General features: G+C 72.0%; 18 protein-coding genes. 16 read left to right on the top strand and 2 right to left on the bottom strand.

Going from position 1 to position 18495, the window contains the following annotated elements; translation table 11 throughout:
- The first annotated feature begins 57 nt into the window (after nucleotides 1–57).
- Genes ABEB28_RS04600 through dmpG form a run of 7 tightly spaced genes read left to right on the top strand, consistent with a single transcriptional unit; the run spans nucleotide 58 to nucleotide 7645 of the window.
- Nucleotides 58–1215, top strand: coding sequence for a 3-ketosteroid-9-alpha-monooxygenase, oxygenase component (locus tag ABEB28_RS04600; protein ID WP_345726690.1), 1158 nt, complete (start codon nucleotides 58–60; stop codon nucleotides 1213–1215).
- 39 nt (nucleotides 1216–1254) lie between these two features.
- Entirely contained in the window at nucleotides 1255–1431 is a 177-nt protein-coding gene (locus ABEB28_RS04595) for a hypothetical protein (protein ID WP_345726689.1), read from the top strand.
- Nucleotides 1432–2448: a 2Fe-2S iron-sulfur cluster-binding protein gene (locus ABEB28_RS04590; protein WP_345726688.1), complete on the top strand. Its 1017-nt coding sequence runs from the start codon at nucleotides 1432–1434 to the stop codon at nucleotides 2446–2448.
- Nucleotides 2449–2477: 29 nt separating this feature from the next.
- A complete protein-coding gene (locus ABEB28_RS04585; RefSeq protein ID WP_345726687.1) occupies nucleotides 2478–4034 on the top strand; it encodes an FAD-dependent oxidoreductase in 1557 nt (518 codons plus the stop codon).
- On the top strand, nucleotides 4031–5680 hold the full coding sequence (locus tag ABEB28_RS04580; protein WP_345726686.1) for an FAD-binding protein: 1650 nt from the start codon (nucleotides 4031–4033) through the stop codon (nucleotides 5678–5680). Before ABEB28_RS04585 ends, ABEB28_RS04580 begins: the two co-directional genes overlap by 4 nt.
- 25 nt (nucleotides 5681–5705) lie before the next feature.
- Nucleotides 5706–6617 carry an acetaldehyde dehydrogenase (acetylating) gene (locus tag ABEB28_RS04575; RefSeq protein WP_376980632.1) on the top strand — a complete coding sequence of 304 codons (912 nt, stop codon included), beginning with the start codon at nucleotides 5706–5708 and terminating at the stop codon, nucleotides 6615–6617.
- The gene (gene dmpG, locus ABEB28_RS04570; protein WP_345726684.1) at nucleotides 6614–7645 is read left to right on the top strand and encodes a 4-hydroxy-2-oxovalerate aldolase; all 1032 of its coding nucleotides are present in this window, start codon (nucleotides 6614–6616) and stop codon (nucleotides 7643–7645) included. Before ABEB28_RS04575 ends, dmpG begins: the two co-directional genes overlap by 4 nt.
- Nucleotides 7646–7720: 75 nt before the next feature.
- On the opposite strand, the gene ABEB28_RS04565 is transcribed toward dmpG, so the two are convergent.
- Nucleotides 7721–8503, bottom strand: a complete 783-nt coding sequence (locus ABEB28_RS04565) for a 2-keto-4-pentenoate hydratase (RefSeq protein WP_345726683.1) — start codon at nucleotides 8501–8503, stop codon at nucleotides 7721–7723.
- A gap of 200 nt (nucleotides 8504–8703) precedes the next feature.
- Between ABEB28_RS04565 and ABEB28_RS04560 the strand changes: the two genes are divergently transcribed.
- The 6 genes from ABEB28_RS04560 to ABEB28_RS04535 are packed head-to-tail and all read left to right on the top strand — an operon-like array spanning nucleotide 8704 to nucleotide 13987.
- Nucleotides 8704–9876, top strand: a complete 1173-nt coding sequence (locus ABEB28_RS04560) for an acyl-CoA dehydrogenase family protein (protein ID WP_345726682.1) — start codon at nucleotides 8704–8706, stop codon at nucleotides 9874–9876.
- On the top strand, nucleotides 9876–10691 hold the full coding sequence (locus ABEB28_RS04555; protein ID WP_345726681.1) for an alpha/beta fold hydrolase: 816 nt from the start codon (nucleotides 9876–9878) through the stop codon (nucleotides 10689–10691). Before ABEB28_RS04560 ends, ABEB28_RS04555 begins: the two co-directional genes overlap by 1 nt.
- 15 nt (nucleotides 10692–10706) lie before the next feature.
- A complete protein-coding gene (locus ABEB28_RS04550; RefSeq protein WP_345726680.1) occupies nucleotides 10707–11603 on the top strand; it encodes a VOC family protein in 897 nt (298 codons plus the stop codon).
- Nucleotides 11600–11980 (top strand): nuclear transport factor 2 family protein, encoded by a 381-nt coding sequence (locus ABEB28_RS04545; RefSeq protein ID WP_345726679.1) that lies wholly within the window; start codon nucleotides 11600–11602, stop codon nucleotides 11978–11980. Before ABEB28_RS04550 ends, ABEB28_RS04545 begins: the two co-directional genes overlap by 4 nt.
- Nucleotides 11980–12750, top strand: a complete 771-nt coding sequence (locus tag ABEB28_RS04540; protein ID WP_345726678.1) for an SDR family oxidoreductase — start codon at nucleotides 11980–11982, stop codon at nucleotides 12748–12750. Before ABEB28_RS04545 ends, ABEB28_RS04540 begins: the two co-directional genes overlap by 1 nt.
- A gap of 19 nt (nucleotides 12751–12769) precedes the next feature.
- On the top strand, nucleotides 12770–13987 hold the full coding sequence (locus ABEB28_RS04535) for an acetyl-CoA C-acetyltransferase (protein WP_345726677.1): 1218 nt from the start codon (nucleotides 12770–12772) through the stop codon (nucleotides 13985–13987).
- Here ABEB28_RS04535 and ABEB28_RS04530 read toward each other — a convergent pair.
- Nucleotides 13968–14420, bottom strand: coding sequence for a VOC family protein (locus tag ABEB28_RS04530; protein WP_345726676.1), 453 nt, complete (start codon nucleotides 14418–14420; stop codon nucleotides 13968–13970). The genes ABEB28_RS04535 and ABEB28_RS04530 overlap by 20 nt on opposite strands.
- A 117-nt stretch (nucleotides 14421–14537) precedes the next feature.
- Between ABEB28_RS04530 and ABEB28_RS04525 the strand changes: the two genes are divergently transcribed.
- Genes ABEB28_RS04525 through ABEB28_RS04515 form a run of 3 tightly spaced genes read left to right on the top strand, consistent with a single transcriptional unit; the run spans nucleotide 14538 to nucleotide 18495 of the window.
- Entirely contained in the window at nucleotides 14538–16877 is a 2340-nt protein-coding gene (locus ABEB28_RS04525) for a CaiB/BaiF CoA-transferase family protein (RefSeq protein ID WP_345726675.1), read from the top strand.
- Nucleotides 16874–18040 (top strand): thiolase family protein, encoded by a 1167-nt coding sequence (locus ABEB28_RS04520; protein ID WP_345726674.1) that lies wholly within the window; start codon nucleotides 16874–16876, stop codon nucleotides 18038–18040. The genes ABEB28_RS04525 and ABEB28_RS04520 overlap by 4 nt, the downstream gene beginning before the upstream one ends.
- A complete protein-coding gene (locus ABEB28_RS04515) occupies nucleotides 18037–18495 on the top strand; it encodes a Zn-ribbon domain-containing OB-fold protein (protein WP_345726673.1) in 459 nt (152 codons plus the stop codon). Before ABEB28_RS04520 ends, ABEB28_RS04515 begins: the two co-directional genes overlap by 4 nt.

Raw genomic sequence — 18495 nt, 5'->3', positions numbered from 1 at the left:
CGCAGCATGAGAAAGCGAACCCACCGGTTCCGACTCGGCTCGTGCACGGGAGCATCCATGGCCACAGTTGACGACGACGTCCGCGTGATCGAATTCGCCGCGCCCCCCACGCGGTTCGCCCGCGGTTGGCACTGCCTCGGCCTGGCGGAGGAGTTCGCCGACGGCAAGCCGCACGCGGTCGAGGCGTTCGGTACCAAGCTCGTGGTGTTCGCCGACAGCGCCGGCGACCTGCACGTCCTGAACGCGTTCTGCCCGCACATGGGCGGCGACCTGAGCCGGGGCGAGGTCAAGGGAGACGCCCTCGCCTGCCCGTTCCACGACTGGCGCTGGTCGGGGTCCGGCCGCTGCGCGAACATCCCGTACGCCCGCCGCGTTCCGCCGCGCGCCCGGACGAAGACCTGGCAGACGCTGGTGCGCAACGCGCAGCTCTACGTCTGGAACGACCCGCAGGGCAACCCGCCGCCGCCGGAGGTCACGATCCCGGAGATCGAGGGCATCGGCACCGACGCGTGGACCGAGTTCACCTGGAACCGCCTCCGGATCGACGGCTCGAACTGCCGGGAGATCGTCGACAACGTCGTCGACATGGCGCACTTCTTCTACATCCACTACGCGTTCCCGGTGTACTTCAAGAACATCTTCGAAGGGCACATCGCGACGCAGTACATGAATAGCAAGTCGCGGCCCGACGTCCGGATGGGCACCAACTACGGCAACGACGCGGTCAACCGGTCGGAGGCGTCGTACTACGGCCCGTCCTACATGATCAACTACCTGGAGAACGACCTGCCCGACGGGCAGGTGCTGAAGACGGTGCTGATCAACTGCCACTACCCGATCACGCCGACGAGTTTCGTCCTGCAGTACGGCGTCTCGGTGCGCAAGCCCGACGGCATGAGCGACGCGCAGGTCGAGGGCGTGGCCCGCAGCTTCACGGCCGGGGTCGAGAAGGGCTTCCTCCAGGACGTCGAGATCTGGAAGAACAAGACCAAGATCGACAACCCGCTGCTGTGCGAGGAAGACGGCCCGGTCTACCAGCTGCGGCGCTGGTACGAGCAGTTCTACGTCGACGCGGGCGACGTCACGCCGGAGATGACGCAGCGGTTCGAGTTCGAGATCGACACCGAGCGCGCGATCGGGTTCTGGCAGCGGGAGGTCGACGCGAACCTGGCCAGCGGACGGCTCCTGGTCAGCACCGACGGCACCGGGGCCTGATCCGTGGTTCCCGTGTCCTGCCGCCAGTGCGGGTCGTGCGTGCTGGTCAAGAAGAACAGCCTGGCGCACACGCTCGTGCAGTGGACGTCCGGCACCGACCAGTGCACCGAGCTGGGCGGTCACGCAGACCGGGCGCTGATCCGGACCTGCACGCAGCTGCGCGCCAGCATCGAGTCGTCGGTGCGTGAAGGGCTGCTCCCGGTCGGGGACTCGTAGATGAGCTACACGCTCACGGTCCTCGACGTGGTGCCGGAGACCGCCGACAGCAGATCGCTCGTGCTGCGCGTGCCCGACGCCGACCGGGACCGGTTCCGCTACCGCCCCGGCCAGTACCTCACGCTGCGCATCCCCTGCGACGACCAGCCGTCGGTGGCCCGCTGCTACTCGCTCGCCAGCGCCCCCGGCGTCGACGCCGACCTCACGGTGACCGTCAAGCGGGTTGCCGGGGGAGTGGGCTCGGCCTGGGTCTGCGACCGGGTGCGGCCCGGCGACGAGATCGAGGTGCTGCCGCCGGCAGGGCTGTTCACCCCGGAGCGGCTCGACGCCGATCTACTGCTGTTCGCCGCCGGGAGCGGCATCACGCCGGTGTTCTCGATCGTGAAGGCGGTGCTCGCTCAGCCGGGCGGCAGCGCGGTGCTGGTCTACGCCAACCGCGACGAGAACTCCGTGATCTTCGCCGCGGAGCTGCGGACGCTGGCGGCGAAGGCGCCCGACCGTCTTCAGGTCATCCACCTGCTGGAGAGTGTGCAGGGTCTGCCGACGGCCGCGATGCTCGCCGCGCTGGCCGCACCGCACGCCGGACGGGATGCCGCGTTCGTGTGCGGGCCAGAGCCGTTCATGGACGCGGTGTGTGAGGCGTTGCGCCCGACGGGCATCCCGGTCGTGCTCGAACGGTTCCGGTCGCTGAGCGGCGATCCGTTCGCGGCAACCGTGGAGACCAGCAGGGCGGACGGCCCGGCCACCCGCCTCACCGTGACCCTCGACGGCGACCGGCGCGAGCTGAGTTGGCGGACTGACACCACGCTCGTCGACCGGTTGCTCGCCGAGGGACTTCAGCCGCCCTACTCCTGCAAGGAAGGCGCGTGCAGCGCCTGCGCCTGCCGGCTCGTGAGCGGCGAGGTCAAGATGCTGCGCAACGACGTCCTGGAAGAGGAGGACCTGGCCGAGGGCTGGGTCCTGGGTTGCCAGGCGGTCCCGGTGACCGACGAGGTCGAGCTCACCTACGACGACTGAGATTTCGTCCCGCTCGGAAAGGAGCGTGCATGTCGCCTGCCCGGAATTTCTCGGTCGAGACCGCCGACGTCGTCGTCGTGGGGTCCGGCGGCGCCGCACTCACCGCGGCGTACACCGCCGCGGCTACCGGACTGCGCACGATCGTGGTCGAGAAGACCGAGTACTTCGGCGGCACCAGCGCCTACTCCGGTGCGGGCATCTGGCTGCCCGGCAATCCGGCGCAGCAGCGCGCGGGCGTGCCGGACTCGGTGGAGCTGGGACTGGAGTACTTCCGGGCGGTCGTCGGCGACCGCACTTCGGCCGCGCTCCAGGAGGCCTACCTGTCGACCGGGCCCGAGCTGATCGAGTTCCTGGAGAAGGACCCGGCGCTGGTCTTCGACTACGGGCCGTTCCCCGACTACTTCGAGGCTCCGGGCCGGGTCGAGAACGGCCGCGACATCTTCCCGCGTGCGCTCCGGGCCGCGGAGCTCGGCGAGCGCCTGGCCGACCTGCGCCCGACGATCTCGATCGACCAGCACGGCCTCTCCGAGGACCGGAGCACGCTGATCGGCGGTCAGGCGCTGATCGGCCGGCTGCTGCTGGCGCTCGACGCGACCGGGTCGGCGACGCTCTACTCCCGCACGCCGATGACGTCGCTGGTCGTGGAGGACGGACGCGTCATCGGGATCGACGTCGACGGGCCGGAAGGACCGCGCCGCATCCGGGCCGAGCGTGGCGTCGTGCTCGCGGCCGGAGGCTACGAGTGCGACGACGACCTGCGCCGCGAACATCACGCGCTGCCGAGCGGCCAGTGGACGTCGGCGGCGCCGGGCTCGAACACCGGCGACGCGCTGGCCGCGATCCAGGCGGTCGGCGGCGCGGTGGACCTGCTGGACGAGGCCTGGTGGTGTCCGGCGACGCTGTTCCCGAACGGGCGCGCCGAGTTCACGCTCGGCTTCCGCGGCGGCATCCTCGTCAACGGTGCCGGCGAGCGGTTCGCCAACGAATCGTTGCCCTATGACCGCATGGGCCACGAGCTGCGCCGCGGCCAGGCCACCGGCGTGCCGCACGTCCCGTGCTGGCTCGTGTTCGACGCCCGCTTCGACGCGATGCCCGGGATCTCGCAGCCCGCCCCGGATCGGGAGGCGTTCACCGCGGCTGGGCTGTGGCGGACGGCGGATTCCCTCGCCGAGCTGGCGACGCGGATCGGCGTGCCCGCCGACGCGCTGCAGCGCACCGTCGAGCGGTTCAACGGATTCGCGGCCTCCGGAGTGGACGAGGACTACCACCGCGGCGAGGACGCGTACGACCTTTTCTTCGCCGACGGCACCGGACCGAACCCGTGCTTGGTGCCGATCGACCGCGGCCCGTACTCGGCGATCCAGATCGTGCTCGGTGACCTCGGCACCAAGGGCGGCGCCCGGATCGACCCGGACGCCCGCGTGCTGGACGAAGCCGGGGCACCGATCCCCGGCCTCTACGCCACCGGGAACTCAGCCGCGTCGGTGGCCGGACACGTCTACCCCGGCCCGGGAACGCCGCTGGGCTCGGGCATGGTCTTCGGCTACCGCGCGGCACGGCACGCAGCACACGGAGGACGTCAATGATAAAGGCCTGGGACCACGAGGTCGACGTGCTGATCGCCGGCAGCGGTGCCGGCGGCATGGTCAGCGCGATCGCGGCCGCCGACCGGGGCCTCGACGCGCTCGTCGTCGAGAAGGCCGCCGGGTTCGGCGGCTCCACCGCGTTGTCCGGCGGCGGCATCTGGCTCCCGAACAACCCGACGCTGCGGGCGAAGGGACTGACCGACGATCCCGCTGACGTCCGCCGCTACCTGCACGCGATCGTCGGCGACCGGGTTCCGGCCGCGCGGCTGGACACCTACGCCGATCGCGGACCCGAGGTGCTGACCATGCTGCACCGCGTCAGTCGGCACATGGCGTTCACCTGGTGCCCCGGCTACTCCGACTACCACCCCGAGGAGCCCGGCGGCCGTCCGAAGGGCCGCACGATCGAGCCGAAGCCGATCGACGCCCGCAAGCTCGGCGACGAGGAGGACCGGCTGCGCGGCCTCGACGTCCCCGCGCCTATGGGTCTGTGGCTCACCGGATATGAGGCCAAGACCCTGATGATGTTCAAGCGCGACCGCAAGGCCTGGCGGATGTTCCCGGTGGCCGGCTGGCGGGTGCTGAGCAACCTGGTCCGGCGCCGGCACATGAAGACGCTTGGCGCGGCGCTGATCGCCCGGCTGCGGCTGACCATGCGCGACCTGAAGATCCCGCTCTGGCTCGAGGCGCCGATCGTCGAGCTGGTGGTCGAGAACGGCGCGGTCGTCGGCGCGGTCGTGCAGCGCGCCGGCAAGCCGGTCCGCGTCCGGGCCCGCCGCGGACTGATCCTGGCCACCGGAGGCTTTGACCACGACCCGGTGCTGCGGGACAAGCACCTGCCCGAGCACGGGCGAGCCGACTTCAGCATGGGCGCGCCGACCAACGTCGGGGACGGCCACCGGCTCGGCGAGCAGGTCGGCGCCGACCTGGACCTGATGGACGACGCTTGGTGGATGCCGGCGATCGCCAAGCCGGACGGCGAGGTCTTCCCGCTGGTCTCCGAGCGCTGCATCCCGCCGATGGTGATCGTCAACCAGGAGGGCAAGCGCTTCACGAACGAGTCGTCGCCGTACGTCAACTTCGTCCACGATCAGCTCGACGGTGGGTACGTGCCGATCCACGCGATCCTCGACGCCAAGGCCCGGGACCGGTACCAGTTCGCCGGGATTCTGCCCGGCCAGCGCTTCCCCGGCCGCTGGTACAAGAGCGGGCTGGTCACGAAGGCCGACACACTCGCCGAGCTCGCCGAGAAGATCGATGTCCCGGCCGACGCGCTGCAGGCCACCGTCGACCGGTTCAACGGCTTCGCCCGCACCGGGAAAGACGAGGACTTCGGCCGCGGCGACTCCGCGTACGACCACTACTACGGCGACCCGACGCTGCCCAACCCGGTGCTCGACACGCTCGACGCCGGTCCCTACTACGCGATCCGGCTGGAGGCCGGCGATCTCGGCACCAAGGGCGGGCTGGTCAGCGACGAGCACGGTCGCGTGCTGCGCGAAGACGGCTCGGTCATCGACGGCCTCTACGCGACCGGCAACGTGTCGGCTTCGGTCATGGGCAACGAGTACGCCGGCGCGGGCGCGACGATCGGCCCCGCCATGGTCTTCGGCTACCTCGCCGTGGAGCACGCCGCCACCCGCTGAATCCCGAGAGGTTCATGTCATGACCATGCAGAAGGTGACGGCCGCGATCGTCGGCCCCGGAAACATCGGCACCGACCTCCTCGCCAAGCTGCAGCGCAGCGAGACGATCGAGGTCGGGTACGTGGTCGGCGTCGTCGAGTCCGACGGCCTGGCACGCGCCCGCGAGCGCGGTGTCGCAGCCTCGCCGGAGGGCGTCGACTGGCTGCTGCGCCAGGACCCGCTCCCGCAGCTGGTGTTCGAGGCGACGTCGGCCAAGGCACACCTGGCCAACGCGCCGCGCTACGCCGAAGCCGGTATCCAGGCGGTGGACCTGACCCCCGCGCACCTCGGGCCGATGGTCTCGCCGCCGGTCAACGGCGCGGCGCACCTCCGGTCGCCGAACGTCTCGATGATCACCTGCGGCGGTCAGGCGACGATCCCGATCGTGCACGCGGTGTCGCGGGTGACGCCGGTGCCCTACGCCGAGATCGTCGCGTCGGTCGCGTCCCGGGGCGCCGGCCCGGGCACCCGCGCCAACATCGACGAGTTCACCGAGACCACCGCCCGCGCGGTGGAGGAGGTCGGCGGCGCCGCGCGGGGCAAGGCGATCATCATACTCAACCCGGTCCACCCGCCGATGATCATGCGCGACACGGTGTTCTGCGCGATCGACCCGGACGCCGACCGCGACGCGATCGCCGCCTCGGTGCACGACATGGTGCGCGACGTGCAGGAGTACGTGCCGGGCTACACGCTGCGCGCGGACCCGCAGTTCGACGATCCGCGCGAGGACTGGAACGGCCGGGCGCGGGTCGCGGTGTTCCTCGAAGTCCGGGGCAACGGTGACTACCTGCCGCCGTGGGCCGGCAACCTCGACATCATGACCGCGGCCGCGGCCCAGGTGGGAGAACTCATGGCACGATCCGCCCTGGCTACGACGACCGGAGTGAGCGCGTGAGCCGCCCCGAGTTCCGGCACGACGTCCGGATCACCGACACGACGCTGCGCGACGGCAGCCACGCGATGGCGCACCGCTTCACCGAGACGCAGGTGCGCGACACGGTCCGGGCGCTCGACCGGGCTGGCGTCGAGGTCATCGAGGTCTCGCACGGCGACGGGATCGGCGGGTCGTCGTTCAACTACGGCTTCTCCCGCACCGACGAGATGCGGCTGATCGCGGCCGCCAAGGACGAGGCGAAACGGGCGCGCATCGCGGTGCTGCTCGTGCCCGGCATCGGTACGGTCAAGGACCTCGAGCGGGCCCGGGACGCCGGCGCGGACATCGTCCGGGTCGCGACGCACTGCACCGAGGCCGACGTCTCCCCGCAGCACTTCGAGGCGGCCCGCGCGCTGGGCATGGAGACCGTCGGCTTCCTGATGATGGCCCACCGCACCAGCCCGGGGGACCTGGCGAAGCAGGCCCGGATCATGGTCGACGCCGGGTGCCAGTGCCCGTACGTCACCGACTCGGCCGGTGCGCTGCTGATGCACGAGGCCAAGGATCGCTTCGACGCGCTCGTGGCCGAGGTCGGCGACGAGGCGGAGGTGGGCTACCACGGTCACCAGAACCTCAGCCTCGGCGTCGCGAACTCGGTGCTGGCCTACGAGGCCGGAGTGCGCTCGATCGACGGGTCGCTCTGCGCGCTCGGTGCGGGCGCGGGCAACTCGCCGACCGAGGTGCTGGCCGCGGTATTCGACCGGCTGGGGGTCTCGACCGGGCTGGATGTGGCTGCGTTGGTCGACGCGGCCGAGGAGGTCGTCCGGCCGTACCTGACCCGCTGGCCGAAGATGGACCGGAACGCGATCGTGCAGGGCTGGGCCGGGGTCTACTCGTCGTTCCTCCTGCACGCCGAGCGGGCCGGGGAGCGGTACGACGTGCCCGCGCACGAGATCCTGCGGCGCTGCGGCGAGCTCGGGTTCGTCGGCGGGCAGGAGGACATGATCCTCGACGTCGCGATCCAGCTGGCGGCCGAGCGCCGCGCGTGATTGCCGCGCGAACGATGCGCCGCTGGGCTCGCTCACACGAGCCCGGCGGCACATCGTTCCGGCCGACGCCGGTACTCAGGCGACGTGGATCGTCACCGAGCCGAGGTGGTCGAAGTCGGCGCGGAACTCGTCACCCGGCTCCAGCGGGACGGCGGCGTGCAGCGCGCCGGTCATGATGACGTGCCCCGGCTCGAGCGCGACGCCGTCCGGACCGAGCACATTAGCCAGCCAGGCCACCACCCCGACCGGGTCGCCGAGCGCGGCCGACCCCATCCCCTCGTCGATCACGGTGCCGTTGCGGCGCAGCGTCATGTGGATCAGCCGGGGGTCGAGGCCGTCGAGCGGCACCACCTGGTCGGAGAGCACGGCCGCCCCGTTCGACGCGAGGTCCGCGACCGTGTCGGCCAGCTTGATCCGCCAGTCGGCGATCCGCGAGTCGACGATCTCCATCGCGGCCACCGCGCCCGAGATCGCCGCCCGTGCCTCCTCGACCGTGACGCCCGGGCCCTGCAGCCGGCGACCGAGCACGAACACGATCTCGGCCTCCATCTTCGGCGCGATGAACCGGTCGAGCGGGATCGTCCCGCTGTCTCGGTACACGGTGGAGGCCAGTACCGGTCCGTAGTCCGGTGAGTCGATTCCGATCAGCTCCTGCATCGCCTTCGACGTCACACCGACCTTGTGCCCGATCACCCGGTCCCCGTCGGAGAGCAACAGCTCGACGAGCTCGCGCTGGATCGCGTAGCCGTCGGCCATCCCGAGCGAGGGATCGTCGTCGGTGAAAGGAGCGATCGGCACCCGGGTGCGCCGCGCCTCGTAGAGCGCGCGGGCCTTCGTCAACGGATCCGATACAGACATGAAACGGGTTCCTTTCCGGTCGGTGGTACCCGAGCATGACGAAAGTGGGCGGGGGTGACACCGGTTCCCACCGCTCACCGGGATGCCAGCTGTCCGTCCCGGTGACCGGGAGCGGCCGTAGAACGCCCCACCGAACCGAACCTAGCTTCGGATCGACCGCCCTTCCGACGGCGGCCAGCAACGCGACCGGAGGTGCGCGCATGGTCCACGAGGTGGTCCGACGTGTCGAGGAGCTCGGCGATCGGTTACGCAAGGTCGCGGACGAGACCGAGCGGCTGGGCCGGCTGTCCGACGAGAGCGTGCGGGTCGTCCGCGAGGCCGGCGTGATGCGGATGCTGCAGCCCACTGACTTCGGCGGATACGCCGCCCATCCGCGGGACTTCGCCGAGGCCGTCATGGCGGTCGCCAAGAACTGCGGTTCGACCGGCTGGGTCTGCGGCGTCGGCGGCGTCCACCCGTGGGAGATGGCGCTGATGGACCGCCGTCTGCAGCAGGAGGTGTGGGGCGAGAACCCCGACACCTGGATCGCCTCGCCGTACGCGCCGCAGGGCGTCGCGGTGCCGACCGACGGCGGCTACGTGCTGCGCGGGCGGTGGAACTTCTCCTCCGGCACCGACCACTGCGACTGGATCTTCCTCGGTGCGGCGGTCGGTAACCCGGACGGCAGCCCGGCCCAGCCGTTCCGGGCGATGCACGTGGTGCTTCCCCGGGCCGACTACACGATCGTCGAGGACTCCTGGGACGTCATCGGTCTGTCCGGCACCGGCAGCAAGGACGTCGTCGTCGACGGTGCGTTCATCCCCGAGTACCGCACGATCGACTCCGAGGAGGTCGCCGCGGGACAGGCCGGCGACCGGGCCGACACCGTGTACCGGCTGCCGTTCTGGGCGATGTTCCCGCTGGGCATCACCGCCGCGGTCATCGGCATCGCCGAGGGCGCGCTCGCGGCCCACCTGGACTACCAGCGGAACCGCGTCACCGCGATGGGCACCGCGATCAAGGACGACCCGTACGTGCTGTACGCGATCTCGGAGGCGGCGACCGAGATCGCCGCGTCCCGCACCCAGCTGCTGGACGGGATCAGCCGGCTCTACGACAAGGTCGACGCCGGGCAGACCGTGTCCTTCGAGGACCGTGCGGTGGTCCGCCGCAATCAGACCCGGTGTGCGTGGCGTGCGGTCGCGGCCGTCGACGAGATCTTCGCGCGCTCCGGTGGCAACGCGGTGCGGCGGAACAACCCTATGCAGCGGTTCTGGCGGGACGCGCACGTCGGGCTGCAGCACGCGATCCACACCCCGGGCGGCATCTACCACGCCACCGCGCTGACCCAGCTCGGGATCGAACCGCAGGGCGCGCTGCGAGCGCTGATCTGATGGTCCCTGAACCGATTCATCACCGCGTCGACGGCGACGGTCCGGCGCTCCTCCTGCTGCACGGTTCGGGCCCCGGCGTCAGCGGCTGGGCGAACTTCGGCGAGAACGTGCCGGTCTTCGCCGAGCGGTTCACCACGATCGTTCCCGACCTGCCCGGCTACGGTGCGAGCTACGTCCCGGCGCTGGACCGCCCCTACGGCGCGATCGCCGTTAAGGCGCTCATCCGCCTGCTCGACGAGCTCGGCCTGGAGAAGGTTCACGTCCTGGGCAACTCGCTCGGCGGAATGGTCGCCACCCAGCTCGCGCTCGACTACCCCGAGCGGGTCGAGCGGCTCGTGCTGATGGGGCCCGGCGGAGTCGGCGTTCCGCTGTTCACGCCGCAGCCGACCGAGGGTATCCGGCTGCTCACCGCGTTCGTCGAGGACCCGACGCGGGAGCGGCTCGTCGCCTGGATGCAGAGCATGGTCGGCGACCAGTCGTTCCTCACCGAGGAGCGGATCGAGGCGCGGTGGCGCGCGGCGTCGGCGCCCGGTGCGCTGGACTTCACCCGGGACTTCTACCGGGCGGCGCTGCGCGCGATGGCGTCCGGGGCGTCGCCGGGGACGCCGCTGTGGGCGCGGCTGGGCGAGATCGCGCACCCGACGCTGCTCACCTACGGCCGGGACGACCGGGTGACGCCGCTGGAGAGCGCGTTCCTGCCGCTGCGCCACCTGCGCAACGCCGAGCTGCACGTGTTCCCGAACTGCGGCCACTGGGCCATGCAGGAACGCAAGGCCGACTTCGAACGCGTCGTGCTCGAGTTCCTGACCCGCTGACCGAAGGAGTACAGCATGTCCGACCTGAAGGCGCTGGGGTACGTGCGGGTACGCGCGACCGATCTGGACGCCTGGCGCGCGTTCGCGTTCGACGACATCGGCTTCGCCCAGGGCACCGGCCCGGAGACCGACGCGCTCTACCTGCGCCTGGACGAACGTCCGGGGCGGATCGTGGTGGTGCCCGGAGACGAGGACCGGGTGGAGGCCGTCGGCTGGGAGGTCCGTGACCACCTGGCGCTGCGCCGGGTGCAAACCGCGGTCGAGGCCGCCGGTATCGCGGCGAAGCCGCTGTCGGCGACCGAGTGCGACGAGCGCCGGGTGGAGGAGGCGATCGCATTCGAGGCCCCCGGCGGCACGCCGACCGAGGTCTTCTTCGGCCCGGCACTCGACCACAGCCCGGTCGGCACGAAGTACGGCAACCGCTTCGTCACCGGCGACCTGGGCCTCGGCCACGTCGTCGTGCCGGTCGGCGACCTCGACGGCGCCTACCGGTTCTACGCCGAGACGCTCGGCTTCCTGCCCCGCGGGGCGTTCCGGCTGCCGGCGCCGCCGGAGTACGGCCCGGTGCGGCTGCGGTTCATGGGCATCAACGCGCGCCACCACAGCCTGGCGATTCTGCCGTCGCCGCAGCTGAAGGCGCCCGCACTCGTGCACATCATGGTCGAGTGCGAGACGCTCGACGAGGTCGGGCAGGCGCTCGACCGGGTGACGAAGTCCGGGCACCACATCTCCTCCACACTCGGGCGGCACACGAACGACAAGATGGTGTCGTTCTACGTCCGCACGCCCGGCGGCTGGGACCTGGAGGTGGGCTGGGCCGGCATCCGGGTGGACGAGGCCAGTTACACCGCCGAGGAGATCACCGCCGACAGCTACTGGGGCCACCAGTGGGACTTCGGTCAGCCATCATGAACGCGCCGTCGACCACGGACATCGCCAACGCCGTCAAGCGGTACCTGGACGCGGTCGCGGACGGAACCGCGGAGGAGATCGCGGACTGCTTCGCCGAGGACGCCACCCAGGAGGACCCGGTCGGCAGCGGCGCCCGCCGGGGGCGCGCCGAGATCGAGAAGTTCTACTCCGCGATCGAATCCGCGCGGCGCAAGACCGAGCTGGTCACGCTGCGCATCGCCGGCGACGGCGCCGCGTTCCACTTCGTCGTCACGACCGAGATGGACGAGCACGCGGTCGAGATCGGGGTCATCGACGTGATGACGTTCGACGAGCAGGCGCGGATCACGAGCATGCGGGCGTACTGGAACTCCGACGACGTCCGCATGCTCCGCTGATGGCGGTCGGCATCGACCTGTCCGGGCAGGTCGTGCTCGTCACCGGTGGCGCTCGTGGCGTGGGCGACGGGATCGTCGAGCGTTTCCTCGCGGCGGGAGCGCACGTGGAGATCTGCGGCCGCTCGCAGCCGGAGACCCTCCGCTCGGTCGACGGCCGGGACGTGTGCTTCCGTCCGGTCGACGTCCGGGACGCCGCCCAGGTCGACGCCTGGGTCGCCGACGTCGCCGAGCGGCGTGGCCGGATCGACGTCGCGGTCAACAACGCGGGCGGGGCGCCGTTCACCGACTTCGTCTCCGCGTCACCCCGCTTCCACCAGCGGGTCACCGACCTCAACTTCCTCGCCGCCGTCTACGTGTGCCGCGCGGTCCAGCCCGTGATGGCGGCCGGGGGCGGCGGATCGGTCGTCAACATCACGTCGATCTCCGCCCGTCGCCCCAGCCCGGGAACGGCCGTCTACGGCGCGGCCAAAGCCGCGACCGAGAGCCTCACCCGCAGCCTCGCGGTCGAGTGGGCGCCGGACATCCGGGTGAACGCGGTGAGCTGCGGCCTGGTGGCCACCCCCGGCTCAGGCGACCACTACGGCGACGACGAACAGGTCGCCCGGGTCGCCGCGACGATCCCCCGGGGCGTCTTCGCGACGCCCGCCGAGGTCGGCGACGCCTGCCTGTTCCTCGCCTCGCCGCTCGCTTCGCACGTCACCGGAGCCGTGCTCAACGTCGACGGGGGCGGCGAGTGGCCGGCTTTCCTCCGACACACACCGAACGCCTGACTCGATTCGAGGATGCCGAATGCCCGACGCCGTCATCGTCTCCGCCGCCCGGTCGCCGATCGGGCGAGCTCACAAGGGATCGCTGACCACGCTGCGCGCCGACGATCTCGCAGCCCAGGTCGTCGACGCCGCGCTCGCGGCGGTGCCGGCGCTGGACCGCGCCGCGATCGAGGACGTGCTGCTCGGCTGCGCCCAGCCGGCCGGAGAACAGGGCTACAACCTCGGCCGGATGGTCGCGCTCCGGCTCGACCTGGACGGCGTCCCCGGCACGACCGTGCACCGCTACTGCGCCTCATCGGTCCAGACCACCCGGATGGCGCTGCACGCGATCCGGGCCGGAGAGGGCGACGTCTTCGTCTCCGCGGGCGTCGAGACCGTCTCCCGGTTCGGCAAGGGCAAGGCCGACGGCATGCCTGCCACCCGCAACCCCCGCTACGCCGACGCCGCCGAGCGGGCCGCCGCCCGGGCGGAGAGCGGCACCTCCTGGGCCGACCCGCGCGAGTCCGCTCAGCTGCCCGACGTCTACCTGGCGATGGGGGAGACCGCGGAGAACGTGGCCCAGCTCTGCGGGGTGAGCCGCCGGGCCCAGGACGAGTACGCCGTGCGCAGCCAGAACCTCGCGGAGGCCGCCGCAGCCCGCGGCTTCTGGAAGAACGACGTCACCCCGGTGACGCTGCCGGACGGCACCGTGGTCGAGACCGACGACGGTCCGCGCGCCGGCGTGACGCTGGAGAAGGTCGAGGCGCTCAAGCCGGTGTTCCGGCCCACCGGGACCGTCACCGCGGCGAACTGCTGCCCGCTCAACGACGGCGCGGCCGCACTGGTCGTGATGAGCGACCGCCGGGCCCGGGAGTTGGGCATCGAGCCGCTGGCGCGGATCGTCTCGTCCGGCGTCTCGGCGCTCAGCCCGGAGATCATGGGACTCGGCCCGGTCGCCGCCAGCCGGCAGGCACTCGCCCGCGCCGGGCTGGCCGTCGGCGACGTCGACCTGGTCGAACTCAACGAGGCGTTCGCCGCGCAGGTCCTGCCGTCGATCGATCAGCTGGGCCTCGACCTCGACCGGGTCAACGTCAACGGCGGCGCGATCGCGCTCGGCCACCCGTTCGGATCGACCGGCGCCCGGATGGTCACGACGCTGATCCACGGGCTGCAGGAGCGCGACGGCGGCATCGGCCTGGTGACGCTCTGCGCCGCCGGTGGCCAGGGCATGGCGCTGGTCATCGAGCGGCTGAACTGACCGGCGGCTCGACGAGCTCCACCCGGATCCGATCGGGGTCCAGCACGTAGACGCAGCGGTGACGGGCCAGCGGCGCGCTGGCCACGATCGGCTCCGACAGCACGTGCACGCCCGCCGCGCGCAGGCGGGCGAGCACCGCGTCCAGATCGGCGACCGTGACCGCGACATGCACGGCGCCGACCGAGCCGTTGTCCGGATCCAGAACCACGTCGGAGCCGCCGCGGTACTGCAGCAGTTCGACGACCGTCGCGCCGTCGGGAGCCGTGACGAACGCCTGCCGGACGACGACCCCCGGGTAGCCGGTGACCGCGTCGATCCGGGGACCGCTGCGCTCGAACGGCCCCAGGCGCTCGCCGTCCAGCAGGTCGGCGTAGAAGTCCATCGAGCGCTCCAGGTCGCTGACCGTGAGCCCGACATGGTGCACGGATGCCATGAGTCCTCCTCGTAGACGCCTCCAGGTTCGCCGGGCGGCTCGCGGCTGCCGAGCGGCGTTCCCGGTGAGCGGGACCGAGCCTGGTTCGGTGCGGTGTCCGGTCTCGACGATGAACGCATGCCATCCGCACCGCTCGTCGAGGACTTCCGCGTCCTCGACCTGACGACCGGGATCGCCGGCGGGTACGCGACGAAGCTGCTCGTCGACGCCGGCGCCGACGTCGTGAAGGTCGAGCCCGACGGTGGCGATCCGCTGCGGCGGTGGACCGCCTGCGGCGCGGACCCCGGCGAGGGCGGCAGCGCGCTGTTCGGGTTCCTCGCCGCGGGCAAGCGGTCGGTCCCCGGCCCGGCTCTCGACGCCCTGATCGGCGGCGCGGACCTGCTCGTGGAGTCCGGGCAGCTCGACGACGCCGAGTTGGCCCGGGTCCGAGCCGCCCACCCCCAGCTGGACGTCCTCTCGATCACCCCGTTCGGCCGCACCGGCCCGTGGGCGAACCGGCCCGCGACCGAGTTCACGCTCCAGGCGCTCGCCGGTTCGATCGGAGGCCGCGGCTACCCGGACCGGCCTCCGGTGCAGGCGGGTGGGCTCCTCGGCGAGTGGATCGCCGGGAGCTACGCCGGCGCCACCGCGCTCGCGCTGCGCACCGGGAGCCGGCGCGGACGCGGCGGAGAGCACGCCGACCTCTCGATGTGCGAGTGCCTCTGCGTGGCAACGTCGCTCTACGCCCCGGTGACCGCGCGGCTCGCCGGACGGCGTCCGGCGGGGCGGAGCGTCGAGATCCCGTCGGTGGAGCGCAGCGCGGACGGGTGGGTGGGGTTCTGCACGATCACCGGCCAGATGTTCGCGGACTTCCTCGTGATGATCGGCCGCCCGGACCTGCAGGACGACCCCGGCATCGTCGACCCGGTGCGGCGTCGCGAGCGGGCTGCCGAGTTCCGGAAGGCGATCGAGGAGTGGACCACCGGACTGCCGACCGCGGCGATCGAGGAGATCGCCAGCGCGTTCCGGATCCCGGTGTCGCCGCTCGGCACACCGGCCACGGTCATGGACAACGCGCAGTTCGCTGCGCGAGGGGTGTTCGTGCCGAACGCCGCCGGGACGCTCCGTCAACCGCGACGGCCCTACCTGGTCGACGGCGACGCCGGTCCGCTACCCGGTCCGGTGCCGAGGCCCGGCGAGCACCGCGTGGCGTGGACGTCGCGCCGCCAGGACCCGGGGCGCCCCGACGGCGCCCCGCTCGACGGCGTGCGGGTCATCGATCTGACGATGTTCTGGGCCGGACCGGCCGCGTCCCAGCTGCTCGCGGGCTTCGGCGCCGACGTGATCAAGGTCGAGTCCGCCGCCCGACCCGACGGCATGCGGTTCACGTCCACGCGCACGCCCGACGTCGATGGCTGGTGGGAGTGGGGCGGGGTCTTCCACGGCACGAACGCCGGCAAGCGTGGCGTGACGCTGGACCTGGGCACCGCCGAGGGGCGGGAACTCCTGCTCGCGCTGGCGGCCGACGCCGACGTCCTGATCGAGAACTACTCGCCGCGCGTCCTGGACCAATTCGGTATCGACGCCGCCGCGATCCGCGCCGTCAACCCGCGAGCCAGCCTGGTGCGGATGCCGGCATTCGGCCTGGACGGCCCGTGGCGCGACCGCACCGGGTTCGCGCAGACGATGGAGCAGGCCACCGGGCTGGCGTGGCTGACCGGGCACGCCGACGACCCGCCGCTGGTGCTCAAGGGACCGTGCGACCCGGTCGCCGGAGCGCACGCGGCGGTGGCCGTCCTCGCCGCGCTCGAATCCGCCGAACGGCAGGGGATCGGCGTCTTCGTCGAGGTGCCGATGGTGGAGAGCGCGCTGAACGTCGCCGCACAGCTCGTGCTGGAGTACCAGGCCTACGGCGCCGAGCCGGCGCGGGACGGCAACCGCGGCCCGGCCGCCGCTCCGCAGGGCGTCTACCGTGCCTCCAGCGCCGCGGGCGACGACGAGTGGCTCGCGGTCGCGGTCGCCACCGACGAGCAGTGGCGGGCCCTCCGCCGCGTGATGGGAGGACCGCCGTGGAGCGACGACCTGGACACCGCTGCGCGCCGCCGGGCCGCCGCCGACCTCCTCGACGCCCGGCTGGGGGAGTGGACCGCGGGCCGCGACGCAGCCGCCGCCGCTGAGCTGCTGGTCGCCGCCGGAGTGCCCGCCGCGCGGGTGGTGCCGCCGCCGGACGTCCTGGACAACCCGCAGCACCGCGCCCGTGGCTTCGCCGAGACGCTCGACCACCCGGTCGTCGGAGTACTGGAGCTGCCCGGCCTGCCGGTGCGGTTCGCGTCCCGCCGGACGCCGTGGTTCCAGCGTCCCGCGCCCACTCTGGGCCAGCACAACGCCGAGGTGCTCGACGTCGATGTCGCGCGGCTGGAACAGCTCCGCTCGGACGGCGTGATCGGCGACCGCCTGCTTACCGAAGGGCCCCGATGAGCCATCCGTTCCGCGACGTCGCACTCGTCGCCGCGCACAACACCCGGCAGGCGCGGGTGCTCGAGGGGCACACCGCGTTCTCGATCACGCTGGAGGCGGCCCGCGGCGTCCTCGCCGACGCCGGTGTTCCGGTGACCGACGTCGACGCGGTGTTCAGCAAGCACGCGCCCGCGTTGATCCACGCGCTCGGCCTCGGACCGGTCTGGAACTCCAACGCGGCCGGTGGCATCGCCGGTGTGCTGCAGGCGTGCGCGCTGGTCGCGGCCGGCCTCGCGCGGACCGTACTGATCGCGGACGGCGGCGCCGGTCTCTACACCGAGCGGGCGTCCACCGCGCCCTGGACCCGCCCGAGCAACGAGTTCGTCGCGCCATTCGGGCTCTACACCGCCGCCGAGTTCGCGCTGATCGCCCGCGTCCACATGGACCGGTACGGCACCACGCCCGCGCAGCTGGCCGAGGTCGCCGCGACGATCCGCAACAACGGCCACGTCAACCCGGAAGCCGTGTACTCCGGGCGCGGTCCGTACACGCCCGCCGACGTACTGGCGTCCCGGATGATCGCCGACCCGTTCCACCTGCTCGACTGCGCGACGACGTCCGAGGGTGGCTGCGCGCTGCTGGTGACGACCGCCGAGCGCGCCGCCGACCTGGCGAACCCGCCCGTGTACGTCCTCGGCGGCGGCTGCGACGCGTTCGGCCCGGCCTACCGGCACGCGCCGCTGTGGGACCTCACCGGCCGCACCGGCGACGACATACCGAACGGCTACGTGGGCAGGCGGGCCGCCCGGCAGGCGTTCGCGACGGCCGGGCTGACCCCGGACGACGTCGACGTGTGCGAACTCTACGACCCGTTCTCGTTCGAGATCATCCGGCAGTTCGAGGCGTTCGGCTTCTGCGCGGACGGCGAGGGCGGCGCCTTCGTGCTGGACGGACGGATCGGGCCGGACGGCCGCTATCCGACCACCACCGACGGCGGCCTGATGTCGTACAGCCACGGCGGCGGCATCGTCCAGCTCACCCAGCGCGTCGCCCGAGGCGTCCATCAGTTGCAGAAGCGCTGCCCGACCGGGCAGGTCGCGGACGCGACCGTGGCGCTCTGCAGCAACGGCGGCGCCGGGGCCCTGTTCACCGACGTCCTGCTGCTGGGGAGTGAGCGCCCATGACCCGGCTGAAGCCCCAGCGCGCGGGCATCCCGCTGCCCGAGCCCACACCGGTCTCCCGGACGTTCTGGGACGGCTGCGCCGGGGGCGAACTGCGCTATCAGCGGTGCGAGACCTGCGGCGCCGCGCAGTTCGACCCGGTGTTGCTGTGCCGCTGCTGCGGTGCCGACACGCTGAGCTGGCAGGTCAGCGCCGGGCTCGGCAGCGTCTACAGCCACACCGTCGTCCACCGGCCGCAGACCCCGGCGTTCGACGTTCCCTACGCCGTTGTCCTCGTCGCGTTCGACGAGGGCTTCCACCTGCTGACCAACCTCGTCTCCGCGGACGTGGCCGACGTCCGGACCGGTCTGCGAGTGCGGGTGACGTTCGCGGACGTGGGTGGCGGCATCTGTCTGCCCTATGTCGAGCCGACGTACGTCGAACCGGCAGCGGTGCCGGCCGACGCGGAAAGGAGCTGA

This window comes from Cryptosporangium minutisporangium, assembly GCF_039536245.1.
Lineage (GTDB): Bacteria > Actinomycetota > Actinomycetes > Mycobacteriales > Cryptosporangiaceae > Cryptosporangium > Cryptosporangium minutisporangium.
This window is presented reverse-complemented; position numbering and strand designations above follow the sequence as displayed.